Below are 13,002 nucleotides of genomic sequence, written 5' to 3' on the forward strand. Positions count from 1 at the left end.
AACATGCGTGGTCGCGGCCGCCGTTGTGGACATCGCGGGTGACCCGGTGCCCCCGGGCGCGCAGTACGGATACGAGGGCCTCGCCGTGTTCGGCCGACACGGTCCCGTCGTGCAGTCCGATGTCGAGGTGGACGATGCCGCCGGGCTCCCGGTCCCCGCCGCCGGGCCGCCATCCCGGCGAGAGCGACGGACCGCCGGCGCACCGGCAGGCGATGGGGGTTGAGCGGGTCGGCGACGCCGTGCGCCGGCAGCGCCGGCAGCCGCCGCTGAAGCCGTACGGGATCGGTGGGCGCGCCACAGGAAGGTGACGGCGCGATGGCCGGGATCGCCGTCGAGCGGTTCGACGAGGGGGTGCCGGTGCGGGCGGCCGCGGCCCAGGACTTGGCCTGCCTTCGCGTTCGGTGCGCTTTCCCGCCGCACCCGGCAACGAGGACGGGACCGGCCGCCGCAGCTCGCGGCAGCCGGTCCCGTGACGTCCGATCTCGTCGGCCCCCGGAGGCGTCGGGCTACGCCCCGAACGCCTTGGACTGCCCCGGCTTCCCCTTCACCGGCTTGGCCCCCGCCAGCAGATGCGCGGGCACCAGGTCCCGGGCGGGCTCCGAGTAGCCGACCGAGACGATCGTGTCGCCCCGGTAGGTGAAGCTGGTCAGCGAGGCCAGCGTGCACTGGCGCTTGCGCGGGTCGTGCCAGAGCCGTCGGCGCTCCACGAAGGAGCGGACGATCCAGATCGGCAGCTGGTGGCTGACGCAGACCGCCTCGTGCCCGCGCGCCGCGTCCTTGGCGGCGTCGAGCGCACCCATCATGCGGACGACCTGCTCGACGTACGGCTCACCCCAGGACGGCTTGAAGGGGTTGGTGAGGTGCTTCCAGTTGTCCGGCTTGCGCAGCGCCCCGTCGCCGACGCCGAAGGTCTTGCCCTCGAAGACGTTGGCGGCCTCGATCAGCCGGGCGTCGGTGGCCAGGTCCAGGCCGTGCGCCTTGGCGACCGGGGCGGCCGTCTCCTGGGCGCGCTCCAGCGGGGAGGCGACGACATGGGTGATGTCGCGCCGCTCCAGGTGCTCGGCGACCCGGTCGGCCATCTTCCGGCCGAGGTCGGAGAGGTGGTAGCCGGGGCGGCGGCCGTAGAGGACGCCCTCGGGGTTGTGCACCTCGCCGTGACGAACCAGGTGCACCACGGTCAGCTGCTCGTCGCGGCCGGCGTTGTCGCTCATGCGGTGGCCTCCGATGCGGCGCGGGCGGCGGCGGGGAGAGCGGCGGCGATGCGCTCGACCGCCCGCTCGTCGTGGGCGGTGGAGACGAACCAGGACTCGAACGCGGAGGGCGGGAGGTAGACGCCCTGCTCCAGCATGGAGTGGAAGAACGCGGTGAAGCGGAACGCCTCCTGCTTCTTGGCGTCGTCGTAGTCGCGCACCGGCTGGTCCGTGAAGAAGACCGAGAACATGTTGCTCGCGGCGGAGACGGTGTGGGCGACGCCCTCCTTGCTGAGCGCGGCGCCCACCAGGGTGCGCAGCTCGGCGGAGACCGCGTCGATCTTCGCGTACGCCGCATCGTCCAGCAGCCGCAGCTGGGCGAGGCCCGCGGCGGTGGCGACCGGGTTCCCGGAGAGGGTGCCCGCCTGGTAGACCGGCCCGGCCGGGGCGAGGTGGGCCATCACGTCGGCGCGGCCGCCGAAGGCCGCGGCGGGGAAGCCGCCGCCCATGACCTTGCCGAAGGTCATCAGGTCGGGCCGGACGCCGTCGACGCCGTACCAGCCCGCCTTCGACGTACGGAAGCCCGTCATGACCTCGTCGGAGATGTACAGCGCCCCGTTGGCCGCGCACAGTTCCTTGAGCCCGGCGTTGAAGCCGTCGGCGGGCGGGACGACGCCCATGTTGCCGGGCGAGGCCTCGGTGATCACACAGGCGATCTCGCCGGGGTGCGCGGCGAAGGCGGCGCGCACCGCGTCCAGGTCGTTGTACGGCAGCACGACGGTGTCCCCGGCCGTGGCGCCGGTCACCCCCGGGGTGTCGGGCAGCCCGAAGGTGGCCAGGCCCGACCCGGCGGCGGCGAGCAGCGCGTCCACGTGGCCGTGGTAGCACCCGGCGAACTTCACGACCTTGGCCCGGCCGGTGAAGCCGCGGGCCAGCCGGATCGCCGACATCGTCGCCTCGGTGCCGGAGGAGACCAGGCGGACCTGCTCGACCGGCTCGATCCGCGCCACGATCTCCTCGGCGAGCGCGACCTCGCCCTCACCCGGCGTACCGAACGAGGTACCCCGGGCGACCGCCTCCTGGACGGCGGAGATGACCTCGGGGTGGGAGTGGCCGAGAATCATCGGCCCCCACGAGCACACGAGGTCGACATACTCGCGGCCGTCGGCGTCGGTGAGGTACGGGCCGGTGCCGGACACCATGAACCGGGGCGTACCGCCCACGGCCCGGAAGGCACGCACGGGTGAGTTCACGCCGCCGGGCGTCACGACGGACGCCCGGTCGAACAGCGACTGCGAAACTGGGGCTTCGTATGAATACGCCACTTTGGTCCTGATCTGCGATGGGGGTATCGGGAGGCCGGGCCGGAAAATCCAGGGGAATCCCGGCCACCGGTGAGCAGGAAGCGCGCTCCGCTCGTATCACGAAAGAGCGTCAGTCCCCTCGCGTCTGCGAAACTGGGCCGACATAGGGAAAGCTCACACATGCCATGGTGTCAGAGGCACGGACGGTCTTGCGGACAGGTGTTTCACCGGACGCCCGCGGGGGAGGTCACTGACACGATGATCGGGTTGCGCGGCGGGGGCTGTGCCTCCTAAGAAGTAGTAGTCGGGTGGAGATATGCATCGCGGTGGCGGAGTGGGCGAAGGGACCGACGACCTGGGGCCCGAGCCTGCCCGACGAGGGCGGCACCGGCGCAGGGCCGAGCGCGTACAGGGCAGGGGCGCGGAGGGCACTCCGGACCCCGGGAGCAGGAGCGGTGGCGGAATGGGGGTGACCTACAAGTATTTCGGCGCCCCGGACGGGGCCACGGCCGCACGGGTGCCCATTTCGATGCGCCCGGAGGAGCTCGGCGGCGACGAGCTGGGCATGGGCGGCATGTTCACCAAGATCAAGCCGGAGACGGTGGCCGCCATGGTCCTGACCGGCATCCAGGGCATACCCCTGCACAAGGTCCCCCCGCTCGAACTGGTCGTGCTCCACCCCGACTACGCCGTGGTGAAACTCCCGATGACCGTCGTCGACCCGCTCCGCGGTGTCGGCGAGGAGTCCGTCGGCGCGGCGGCCTTCATCTGGTCCACCGTCCCCGACCGCGGCGGCCCGCGCGACGCCTTCAACGTCTATCAGCTGCTCCACGAGTGGCAGGACTTCTCCCACCGCCTGCACGACGCGGGACACCAGGCCTACTGCCTGGTGTGGCCCTGATCCGGAATTCCCCGGCGCGCTCCGCCCGAGGCCGTCCGACTCGGCGCGAGACGGCGGGCTGAGGCCGCCCACCTGCCCGGGGAGGCATAGCACCCGGGTGCCGGGCCGGGATCAACGACCGGAGCGAAAAGCCCTTTCGAGCGAAAATCGGCCGTACGGGTACTCGAAGCATTCAGACAGTCGCGCCCACGCGCACGTATTCGGTCGAATCGAGCCACACATCACGGGGAATTGGCCGACGGCCGGTCTTCAGCCGACCCTCCCCCCGCGCCGATGCAGAGGGCATCGACCGTCGAGGAGGTCCGCCGTGGGCGACGTTCTGCTGGCCCTGTCCATCCCCCTTCTGGTCTTCGGCAGCGGGATCTACGCCGCCTGCGACTGCTGGTGGCGCCGCAGACACCCGGCGCCGCCGTCCCCGTACACCCACCGGGCGGCCCGGCTCACGGAGCAGGAGATGCTGCTGCTGGCCGAGGAGATCGTGGACGACGCGCACGTCGCGCTCGGCCCCCTCTACGACGCCCCGGCCCCCACCGCCGACCGGCCCGCCGCCATCAGCGCGCAGCGGCCGGACGCCACCCCCGATCGCGCCCCGTCACCGCCGGCACCCGCTCAGAAGCGCTAAGGCCTGTCCGACAGTTCCCGTCTGCCGCACGATCGCCCAGCACCATCAGGCCCACGGTCCGGGCAGACAGCCCCATCTGCCCGGCAGCCCCCTCCTCCGCTCCGGCCCGAGCCTCCGCCCCGGTGACGGGCTCCGACCGCTGCCACCCTCGCCAAATCCCTGGCCGCCCGCCTCGCCCGGGTGGCATCCTGGCCCCGTGAACGGACCCGAGATCACCGTCGAAGTAGCCCCTGAGCTGCGGCTCTTCATCCCGCACGAGCGCCGCCGAGGCCCAACGCCGCTCACCACCGACGGCGCCTCCACCCTCGGCCATGTCATCGAGTCCCTCGGCGTCCCCCTCACCGAGGCCGGGGACCTGCTGGTGAACGGTGACCCGGTGGACCGTTCCCATGTGCCGGAGCCGGGCGAGCACATCGACGTACGGGCCGTGGAGCGCCCCCAGCAGGTCCCCGGCGCACCCCTGCGTTTCCTCCTCGACGTCCATCTCGGCACGCTCGCCCGCCGGTTGCGACTGCTGGGCGTCGACGCGGCCTACGAGAGCGAGGACATCGGCGACCCGGCCCTCGCCGCCCTCTCGGCGCGGGAGCGGCGCGTCCTGCTCTCCCGGGACCGCGGGCTGCTGCGCCGCCGCGAGATCTGGGCGGGGGCGTACGTCTACAGCGACCGCCCGCAGGAGCAGCTGCGGGACGTCCTGGGCCGCTTCGCGCCGGTCCTCGCCCCGTGGACCCGGTGCACCGCGTGCAACGGCGTGCTGGCCGAGGCCGACAAGGACTCCGTGAGCGAGCTGCTGGAGCACGGCACACAGCAGGCGTACGACGTGTTCGCGCAGTGCACCGACTGCTCCCGGGTGTACTGGCGGGGCGCCCACCACGGCCACCTGGAGACGATCGTGGCGGACGCGGTACGGGAGTTCGGGGGCGCGGCGGCGTAGTGGAGGGCCGTCTCAGCCGATGATGTGGCGCAGATATGCCTGCGGGTCGGCGAGGTAGCGCCGCCAGTGGTCGACGAGGGCCAGGTCCGCCCACCGCACCCGCTCCATCCCGCCGTCGCCCACCTGCACGATGTCGGCGCCCGGCAGCGCGGTGAGCAGCGGAGAGTGGGTGGCGCACACCACCTGGCCGCCCGCCTTCGTCAGCTGGTCGATGTGGCCGAGCAGTTCGAGGCAGGAGGCGAAGGAGAGCGCGGCCTCGGGCTCGTCCATGACGTACAGCCCCGGCACCACGAACTTCTCCCGGAACGCGGCGAGGAAGCCCTCCCCGTGACTGCGGGAGTCCGGCTCCAGGCTCTCCCGGTCCAGGGCGTCGAGGGCGGTCTCCGCACGCAGGAAGAACCCCTTGCGCGCGGCCCGGCTGCCGATCATCCGCCGCCCGCGGGGCGCGGTGTCGAAGCGGACCCGCTCCCCGAGCGCGGACTTGCCCCGCGAGGTGGCGTACTTCCAGTCGGCCGAACCGCCGTACGAGTCGAGCCCGAAACCTTCGGCCAGCGCCTCCACCAGCGTCGACTTCCCCGAACCGTTCTCGCCGACGAGGAAGGTCACCGGCGCCCGGAAGCGCAGCCCCTCGGCGAGGAACTGCCGCACACAGGGCACCGACCAGGGCCAGGCGTCCGGCTCGGGGGCGTACACATGGGCGTAGGCGCGTTCGACGATCACCGGCCCATGATGACCGGTCCCCGGCTCAGAAGGCGTACGCGTCCCCGGTCGAAGGGGCCAGCACCGTGTGCTCGTCGTTCCGGGAGTCCGCGTCGCGTGTCCCGCCGCTCCACACCGTGTCGACCCGCAGGACCACCTCGGCCGGTCGCCCTGCGAGCCGCAGTTCCAGCGCGGTCTGCCGGGCCTGCCCGCCGGAGGGCAGCGCACCCGTCTCGCAGAGCACAGCGGCCCTGCCGCCCCACAGACAGCCCGGGGGCAGTTGCTGCCGTACGGACAGCGGCGCGGAGAAGCGGAGCCGTACCGTCGAGGCCGGTACGTCGGTGGGCCCGCGGTTCTCGGTCCGCAGCCGGATGCGGATCCGGTCGGCCCAGAGGGTGACGTGCCCGTGGTGGGCGATGTCCGCTTCCGGCACGGGGGCGGCGGCGGAGGAAGTCCCGGCGCGCTCCGTGGCCGAAGCGGCAGCACCGGGCACCACGGCAGCCGCCGGCACGGTCATCGCCGCGGCCGTCGCGAGCACGACGGACAGCGGCATCAACAGTCCTCTCCTACGCATCTGCATGCCCGGAACATACCGATCACACCTACTAATCCGATGAACGTACCGATGTGACGCGCTCGCCCCCACCCACACAGCCCACGCCCACCCGGAAAGACCCCCTGTCGCCTGCCTATCCTTTCCCCGTAACCGATCAGCTGTCCGAGGAGATCGCCATGGCCGCCACCCCCATCGCCGTCGTCACCGGCGCGAGCAGCGGCATCGGCGCCGCGACCGCCCGCACACTGGCCGCCGCCGGATTCCGCGTCGTGCTCACCGCACGCCGCAAGGACCGCATCCAGGCGCTGGCCGCCGAGATCACCGAGGCGGGGCACCAGGCGACGGCCTACCCCCTGGACGTCACCGACCGGGCGGCGGTCGACGAGTTCGCCACCGCTTTCCGCTCCCTCGCCGTCCTCGTCAACAACGCGGGCGGGGCGCTGGGGGCCGACCCCGTGGCGACCGGCGACCCCGCCGACTGGCGACAGATGTACGAGACGAACGTCATCGGCACCCTCAACGTCACCCAGGCCCTGCTGCCCGCCCTCACCGCGAGCGGCGACGGCACGATCGTGATCCTCTCCTCGACCGCCGCCCTGTCCGCGTACGAGGGCGGCGGCGGATACGTCGCAGCCAAGCACGGCGAACACGTGCTGGCCGAGACCCTGCGCCTGGAGATCGTCGGCACCCCGGTCCGCGTCATCGAGGTGGCCCCCGGCATGGTCAGGACCGATGAGTTCGCCACCACGCGCTTCCGCGGGGACGCCGAGAAGGCGGCCAAGGTCTACGCGGGCGTCGACGCCCCCCTGACCGCCGAGGACGTCGCCGACACGATCGGCTGGGCCGTGACCCGCCCCAGCCACGTCAACATCGACCTCCTGGTGGTCCGGCCCCGCGCCCAGGCCTCCAATACGAAGGTCCACCGCACGCTGTGAGCCGGACGCCGGGGACCGGTGTTCCGGTCCCCGGCGTCAGACGTCCGTGAACGTCATCGCAAGGGTCCCTCAGGACGGGGCGACGGCTCGCTCGGCGACGAGCACGGGGTTGTCGTGCGGGGTGATCGTGCAGCGAGCTCCCGGTGCCAGCGCGGTCGCCTCCCAGCTGGGCAGGTCGGCCTTGCAGTCGGCCCCCGAGTCCGTGGTGAGGTGCAGCCGGGTGGTGGCGCCGAGGAAGGTCGCCACCCGCACGGTCGCCGGGGTGCCCGACGTGTCGTCGGCGGCGCCGACCGCCAGCCCCTCGGGGCGCAGCAGTACGTCGACCTCGGCGCCGGAGGCGGGCGTCTCGCCGTGGATGGGCAGCCGCCGCCCGAACAGCTCGACGACCCCGCCGTCCCGGACGGTCCCCGGCAGCCGGTTCATGGTGCCGACGAACTCGGCGACGAAGGGCGTCGCGGGACGGTCGTACAACTCGCCGGGCGCGGCGCACTGTTCGAGCCGGCCGTCCTTCATCACGGCGACGCGGTCCGCCATGGACAGCGCCTCCTCCTGGTCGTGGGTGACGAAGACGGTGGTGATGCCCAGCTCCAGCTGGATGCGCCGGATCTCCTCGCGGAGAGTGAGCCTCACCTTGGCGTCCAGGGCGGACAGCGGCTCGTCGAGGAGCAGCACCTTGGGGCGGATGGCCAGGGCGCGGGCGAGCGCGACGCGCTGCTGCTGGCCGCCGGAGAGCTGGTGCGGGTAATGGCCCTCGCGGCCGGGCAGGCCGACCAGCTCCAGCAGCTCCCCCGCCCGCTCCTTGCGTTCGACGGCGCCCCGGCCCCGTACCCGCAGGCCGTACGCGACGTTCTCGGCGGCCGTCATGTTCGGGAAGAGGCTGTACGACTGGAAGACCATGCCGATGTCGCGGCGGTTGGCCGGGACCCGGGTGACGTCCTCGCCGTCCATCAGCAGCTCGCCGCCGTCGGCGGTCTCGAACCCCGCGATGATGCGCAGCGCGGTGGTCTTGCCGCAGCCGGACGGCCCGAGCAGGGCGACCATCTCGCCCGGGGCGATGTCCAGGTCGAGCCCGTCGAGCGCGACCGTGGAGCCGAACTCCCGGCGCAGATTCTTGAGTTGCACAGGGACGGTCATGACACGGTCTTCTTTCGGTTCTCGCGGCCGGAGTTCGTACGGCGGCGGCTGCGGCCGCCGGCCAGGGTGGTGAGCAGGAGCAGCAGCCCCCAGGTGATCAGCAGGCTCAGCATCGCGGCCGCGACCGACAGCTGCGCCTCGGAGTCCTTGATCTCCACCATCCACACGGAGAACGGGCGGTAGGAGAGCACGGAGGCGACGGTGTACTCGCCGAGCACCATGGCCAGGCTGAGCACTGCCCCGCCCGTGACCGCGGTCCGCAGGTTCGGCACGATCACCTGCCACAGGGTCTGGAGGCGCGAGGCGCCCAGGCTGCGGGCGGCCTCGACGAGGGTGCGCAGGTCGACGGCGCGCAGCCCGGCGTCCAGCGAGCGGTACAGGAACGGCAGGGACATGACCGTGTAGACGAGCACGAGGACCAGCGGGAAGTTCTCGTCCCGCAGGACCTGGAAGGTCATGTAGAGGGGCGTGTCGGCCAGATCCTGTTCCCAGGACAGCACGGTGGTGACGCCCGCGACCAGCGCGATCGGCGGGACGACCAGCGGCATCATGCACAGGATCTCGACGATCCGGCGCAGCCTGGGCAGATAGAGCGAGACCGCGACCAGGGTCGGCACCATCAGGAGCAGACCGCAGGCGATGGTGGCCAGGCCCAGACGCACCGAGAGCATCAGGCTGGCGGTCAGCCCCTCGGTGCCGAGTCCCTGCGTGTACGCGTCGAAGCTGACGCCGTCCACCTCGTTGACGCTGAACCAGATCGAGGCGCCGATGGGGACCAGGAAATACAGCGCGGCGACCGGCAGGACGATGCCTCGTGAGGTGATCTTCATCCGAGCCATCGGGTACTCCTGCGCTGCAACGGTATCTGTACGGCCATCACGAGCAGCGCGATCACGACCATGTTGAGGCTCATGGCGAGGGCGAGGTTCTCCTGGCCCACAAGGACGTTGCCGTTGAGGGCGTTGGCGATCTGGATGGTGATCAGCGGCTGCGAGGAGCCGACCATCACCGCGGCGGTGGCGTGCGAGGCGAACGCGGTGCCGAACATGAGCACCGCACCGCCGACCAGCGAGGGCGTCAGCACCGGGATGCCGACGTGCCGCCAGTACTGCGACCGGGTCGCACCGCAGGACGCGGCGGCCTCCTGCCACTGGGCGCGCAGACCGTCGAGCGCGGGCAGGACGATCACCACCATCAGCGGGATCATGAAGTAGAGGTAGGCCAGCACCAGGCCGGTGAAGCTGTAGAGGCTGAAGCCCGTCCGGTCCAGGTGGAACAGCTGGGTGACGGTGCCGGTCGTGCCGAGCGTCGCGATGAAGGCGAAGGCGAGCGGCGCGCCGGAGAAGTTGGCCAGCACCCCGCTGGCCGAGACCACGATGCCCCGCAGCCCCGCCCGCGGGGAGCTGACGACTGCCTGGGCGATCAGGGCGCCGATCACGGTCGCCAGCAGGGCGGTCACGGCCGAGAGTTCGACGCTCCCGGTCAGCCCGGTCGCGTACGCCCCGGACAGCGACCCGCTGACGTTCTCGGTCGAGAGCTCACTGGTGCCGCTCGCCGGGTCGAGGACGGTGAACGCCCCGTACACCATGGTCCCGGCGGGCAGCCCGAAGCACACCGCGAGGAACACGAAGAACGGAACGACGACGGGCCACCGGTGCCGACGGGTGCGGCGGCGAGGGCCCCCGCCGTCCCGCACGGGTGGCGCGGGTGGCGCGGGGGCGGCCGTGCCCGCCGCGGGCACGGAGCCCGCGGCGGGGACGGGAAGTGCGGTCTTGTCGGGCATGGTCAGCTGACCGCCTTGCCCCAGCCCTGCACGACCGTCTCCTTGGCCTTCGCTTCCTGCTCCGCGGTCGGCTCCTCGGGCACGCCGTCGACCTCGGGAATCTGCGCGACGGCGGCCTTGTCGGCGGTGCCGTCCTTCTTCATCGTGTCGAGGAGCGCCGGGCGCGAGAAGCCCTTCAGCCAGATGTTCTGGCCCTCGGGGCTGTAGATGAACTCCAGCCACAGGCGGGCGGCGGCCGGGTGCGGGGCGTACTTGTTGACGCCCTGGTTGTAGTAGCGCGAGTACAGGCCGTCGGAGGGCACCGCGACCTGCCAGTCGACGCCCTTGGGCTTGAGCTTCACGCCGTAGCCCAGGTTGAGGTAGTCCCAGTCGATCGAGATCGGCGTCTCGCCCTGCTGGATGGTGGCGAGCGTGGACTTCGCGGGAACGAAGTTGCCCTTCTTCTTCAGCTCCTGGAAGAAGTCCAGGCCCGGCTGGGCGTCGTCCAGGGAACCGCCGTTGGCCAGCGAGGCCGCGATGACCGCGGCCAGCGCGGAGCCGGACTCGGTCGGGTCGCCGTTGAGCGCGACCTTGTTGCGGTACTCGGGCTTGAGCAGGTCCTTGAACGTCTCGGGGCAGTTCTTCACGGCCTTGGCGTCGCAGCCGATGGATATGAAGCCGCCGTAGTTGTTCATGAAGGAGGCGTCCGGCTGCTTCTGCGCGTCCGGGATGTCGTCCCAGCCCTGGACCTTGTACGGCGCGAGCAGGTCCTGCTTCTTGGCCTCCTGCATGTACGAGGTGCCGAGGTCCAGCGCGTCGACGGCCCGGCTCTGGCCCTTGCGCTTGGCCGCCGCGTTCAGCGCGCCCTGGCTGCTGCCGCCCGGGTCCTCGTTGTTGACCTCGATGGCGTACTTCTTCTCGAAGGCCGCGATCATCTCGCCGTAGTTGGCCCAGTCCGGCGCGAGGGCGTAGACGTTGAGCTTGCCCTCCTTCTCCGCCGCCTCGACGAGCTTGTCCATGCCGCCGAGGTCCGCGGCCGACTCCGCTTTCGCGGCCTTGCTGTCCTTCGCGCCCGCGTCGTCGGGCGCGGAGCCACAGCCGGCGGCCACCACGACGGTGAGGCCTGCGAGGGCCGCGGCGGTCAGGACGCGACGGGGACGGTGTGCCTTCACGATGCGTACTCCTGGGTCTTCGGCGAGCCACCTGTATGGACAAGCCAGCGTCAGTAAGCCAGCCGAAGCTAGCAGCCTAATGACCGGCCAGTAAAGCCCTCACGGAGGAAAAAGTGCAGGTCAGAAGCGTTATAAAGACGTAGGTTTACCTACCGCCAAAGCGGAAAGACGCAGGGTTCGCACTTCTGGGGGAACACCGATTGCGCGCAGTTCAGGGATGCGGGACACCGCGTGCGGATGACATGATCGTCCTTGCCCGCCCGGGAGCCCGCCCGGACGCCCGCCGACAGCCCCGAAAGCCCCCTAGGAGAGACGTGATCCGACGGCACCAGCAGATCGCCGAGGAGCTGCGCGTCGCCATCGCCGAAGGCACCTATCCGGTGGGCTCCGAACTGCCGTCCGAGTCCGAACTCGCCCTGGCCCACGGGGTGTCCCGGGGCACGCTCCGGCAGGCCTTCGGCACACTCCAGTCGGAGGGCCTGATCGGCTCCCGGCAGGGCGCCCGCCGCACGGTCCTGTCCACCACCCCCAGCCAGAGCTTCACCGAGCTGCGCAGCTTCGCCCAGTGGGCCAGGGCCGGCGGCCGCACCCCCGGCGGCCTGGTGCTCCGCTCACGCCGCGCGAAGGCCACCGAGGCACAGGCCGCCCAACTCCACCTCGCCCCCGGTGACACGGTCCTCCACGTCCTGCGGGTACGCACCCTGGACGGCGAGCCGGCGCTCCTGGAGCGCACGGTGTACGCCGGGTGGGCGGCGGCCGCCGTCGAACGGCTGCCGGACGACTGCGAGTCGGTCACCCAGAGCCTGTACGACGAGGCCCGCGTCCTCATGAGCCACGGCGAACACCACCTGGACGCGATCGCCGCGGGCACCACGGACGCCCGGGAACTGGCCGTACGGCGCGGCTCCCCGCTGCTGCGGGTGCGCCGCACCACGACCACGCCCGACGGCCGCCCGGTCGAGACCTCGGACGACCGCTACAAGCCGGGTTCGGTGGTCTTCACGGTCCGCAATTCGGTACAGGCGAATCCCCTGGTCCGCACGACGCCCGACTGATGGGGCGGGCACGCCCCGCCCCACAGGCCACCCCCGACCAGCGCCCCGGTCACCCCTCCCACGAACAGCGAGCACGCATGTCCCCGCTCTCCCTGCCCCCGCTCCCCCGCCCCGCCGCCCTCCTCTGCGACATGGACGGCACCCTCGTCGACACCGAACACGCCTGGCTGGACACCGTCGCCGGGTTCCTGCGCGCACAGGGCTCCCCGGCGGACGCGGACACGCTCGCCCCGTTCGCGGGCGCCGCGGTGGCCGACTCGGCGGACCGTCTCGTACGCGACGGCCTCACCGCCCTGTCCGCCGCGGAGACGGCCACCCGTCTCGACCGGGCGTTCACCGCACGGGTGGCGGCCGGAGTGGCCGTCCAGCCGGGCGCCCTCCGGCTGCTGGACCGGGCGCGGGCGCTGGGGGTGCCCACCGCCCTGGTGACCGCGTCCGAACGGCATGTGGCCGACCTGGTGCTCGACACCCTGGGCCGGCACCGCTTCGACACGTCGATAGCCTCGGGCGAGGCACCCCGCGGCAAGCCGCACCCCGACCCGTACCTGGCCGCCGCGGCCGCGCTGGGAGTGGCCCCGCAGGACTGCCTGGCCGTCGAGGACACCCCCACGGGCGCCGCCGCCGCCCTCGCCGCGGGCTGCCGCCTGCTCGCCGTCCCCTCGGTCCCCGGCATCGAGCCCGGCCCGCGCACGGTCCTGGTCACCTCCCTGACGGAGGCGGACCTGGCGGGGGCGGCATAGG

General features: G+C 72.0%; 14 protein-coding genes. 6 read left to right on the plus strand and 8 right to left on the minus strand.

Annotated features, from left to right (window positions below):
- Positions 1-506 precede the first annotated feature (506 nt).
- Positions 507-1,211, minus strand: a complete 705-nt coding sequence (locus RI138_RS12925) for a histidine phosphatase family protein (protein WP_311120033.1) — start codon at positions 1,209-1,211, stop codon at positions 507-509.
- Positions 1,208-2,479: a glutamate-1-semialdehyde 2,1-aminomutase gene (gene hemL, locus RI138_RS12930; RefSeq protein ID WP_311122882.1), complete on the minus strand. Its 1,272-nt coding sequence runs from the start codon at positions 2,477-2,479 to the stop codon at positions 1,208-1,210. Before hemL ends, RI138_RS12925 begins: the two co-directional genes overlap by 4 nt.
- Before the next feature lie 331 nt (positions 2,480-2,810).
- On the opposite strand from hemL, the gene RI138_RS12935 reads away from it, so the two are divergent.
- The 3 genes from RI138_RS12935 (at position 2,811) to RI138_RS12950 (ending at position 4,948) form a co-directional block, all read left to right on the plus strand.
- Positions 2,811-3,395: a hypothetical protein gene (locus RI138_RS12935; protein WP_311120034.1), complete on the plus strand. Its 585-nt coding sequence runs from the start codon at positions 2,811-2,813 to the stop codon at positions 3,393-3,395.
- 307 nt (positions 3,396-3,702) lie between these two features.
- Entirely contained in the window at positions 3,703-4,017 is a 315-nt protein-coding gene (locus RI138_RS12940) for a hypothetical protein (RefSeq protein ID WP_311120035.1), read from the plus strand.
- A gap of 196 nt (positions 4,018-4,213) precedes the next feature.
- Positions 4,214-4,948, plus strand: a complete 735-nt coding sequence (locus RI138_RS12950; RefSeq protein ID WP_311120036.1) for a Mut7-C RNAse domain-containing protein — start codon at positions 4,214-4,216, stop codon at positions 4,946-4,948.
- Positions 4,949-4,960: 12 nt separating this feature from the next.
- On the opposite strand, the gene RI138_RS12955 is transcribed toward RI138_RS12950, so the two are convergent.
- Entirely contained in the window at positions 4,961-5,668 is a 708-nt protein-coding gene (locus RI138_RS12955) for an AAA family ATPase (protein WP_311120037.1), read from the minus strand.
- A gap of 25 nt (positions 5,669-5,693) precedes the next feature.
- Positions 5,694-6,200: a hypothetical protein gene (locus RI138_RS12960; RefSeq protein WP_311120038.1), complete on the minus strand. Its 507-nt coding sequence runs from the start codon at positions 6,198-6,200 to the stop codon at positions 5,694-5,696.
- A 179-nt stretch (positions 6,201-6,379) separates the two neighbouring features.
- Between RI138_RS12960 and RI138_RS12965 the strand changes: the two genes are divergently transcribed.
- On the plus strand, positions 6,380-7,138 hold the full coding sequence (locus RI138_RS12965) for an SDR family NAD(P)-dependent oxidoreductase (RefSeq protein ID WP_096631537.1): 759 nt from the start codon (positions 6,380-6,382) through the stop codon (positions 7,136-7,138).
- Positions 7,139-7,207: 69 nt separating this feature from the next.
- On the opposite strand, the gene RI138_RS12970 is transcribed toward RI138_RS12965, so the two are convergent.
- From RI138_RS12970 to RI138_RS12985, 4 genes are read right to left on the minus strand one after another with little or no spacing between them, the layout of a single operon-like run.
- Positions 7,208-8,272 carry an ABC transporter ATP-binding protein gene (locus tag RI138_RS12970; RefSeq protein WP_311120039.1) on the minus strand — a complete coding sequence of 355 codons (1,065 nt, stop codon included), beginning with the start codon at positions 8,270-8,272 and terminating at the stop codon, positions 7,208-7,210.
- Entirely contained in the window at positions 8,269-9,102 is an 834-nt protein-coding gene (locus tag RI138_RS12975; protein ID WP_311122883.1) for an ABC transporter permease, read from the minus strand. Before RI138_RS12975 ends, RI138_RS12970 begins: the two co-directional genes overlap by 4 nt.
- Positions 9,099-10,055 (minus strand): ABC transporter permease, encoded by a 957-nt coding sequence (locus RI138_RS12980; protein WP_311120040.1) that lies wholly within the window; start codon positions 10,053-10,055, stop codon positions 9,099-9,101. Before RI138_RS12980 ends, RI138_RS12975 begins: the two co-directional genes overlap by 4 nt.
- Positions 10,056-10,057: 2 nt before the next feature.
- Positions 10,058-11,206, minus strand: coding sequence for an extracellular solute-binding protein (locus RI138_RS12985; RefSeq protein WP_311120041.1), 1,149 nt, complete (start codon positions 11,204-11,206; stop codon positions 10,058-10,060).
- A 314-nt stretch (positions 11,207-11,520) separates the two neighbouring features.
- On the opposite strand from RI138_RS12985, the gene RI138_RS12990 reads away from it, so the two are divergent.
- A complete protein-coding gene (locus tag RI138_RS12990) occupies positions 11,521-12,261 on the plus strand; it encodes a GntR family transcriptional regulator (protein WP_311120042.1) in 741 nt (246 codons plus the stop codon).
- Between the two features lie 77 nt (positions 12,262-12,338).
- The gene (locus RI138_RS12995) at positions 12,339-13,001 is read left to right on the plus strand and encodes an HAD family hydrolase (protein ID WP_311120043.1); all 663 of its coding nucleotides are present in this window, start codon (positions 12,339-12,341) and stop codon (positions 12,999-13,001) included.
- Position 13,002: the final 1 nt, after the last annotated feature.

This window comes from Streptomyces durocortorensis (assembly GCF_031760065.1).
In the GTDB taxonomy this organism is placed as follows: Bacteria; Actinomycetota; Actinomycetes; order Streptomycetales; family Streptomycetaceae; genus Streptomyces.

Coding starts and splice junctions, on each gene's coding strand:
- RI138_RS12935 (WP_311120034.1), top strand. CDS start 2,811: ATGCATCGCGGTGGCGGAGTGGGCGAAGGGACCGACGACCTGGGGCCC.
- RI138_RS12960 (WP_311120038.1), bottom strand. CDS start 6,200: ATGCCGCTGTCCGTCGTGCTCGCGACGGCCGCGGCGATGACCGTGCCG.
- RI138_RS12995 (WP_311120043.1), top strand. CDS start 12,339: ATGTCCCCGCTCTCCCTGCCCCCGCTCCCCCGCCCCGCCGCCCTCCTC.
- RI138_RS12980 (WP_311120040.1), bottom strand. CDS start 10,055: ATGCCCGACAAGACCGCACTTCCCGTCCCCGCCGCGGGCTCCGTGCCC.
- RI138_RS12925 (WP_311120033.1), bottom strand. CDS start 1,211: ATGAGCGACAACGCCGGCCGCGACGAGCAGCTGACCGTGGTGCACCTG.
- RI138_RS12970 (WP_311120039.1), bottom strand. CDS start 8,272: ATGACCGTCCCTGTGCAACTCAAGAATCTGCGCCGGGAGTTCGGCTCC.
- RI138_RS12965 (WP_096631537.1), top strand. CDS start 6,380: ATGGCCGCCACCCCCATCGCCGTCGTCACCGGCGCGAGCAGCGGCATC.
- RI138_RS12975 (WP_311122883.1), bottom strand. CDS start 9,102: ATGAAGATCACCTCACGAGGCATCGTCCTGCCGGTCGCCGCGCTGTAT.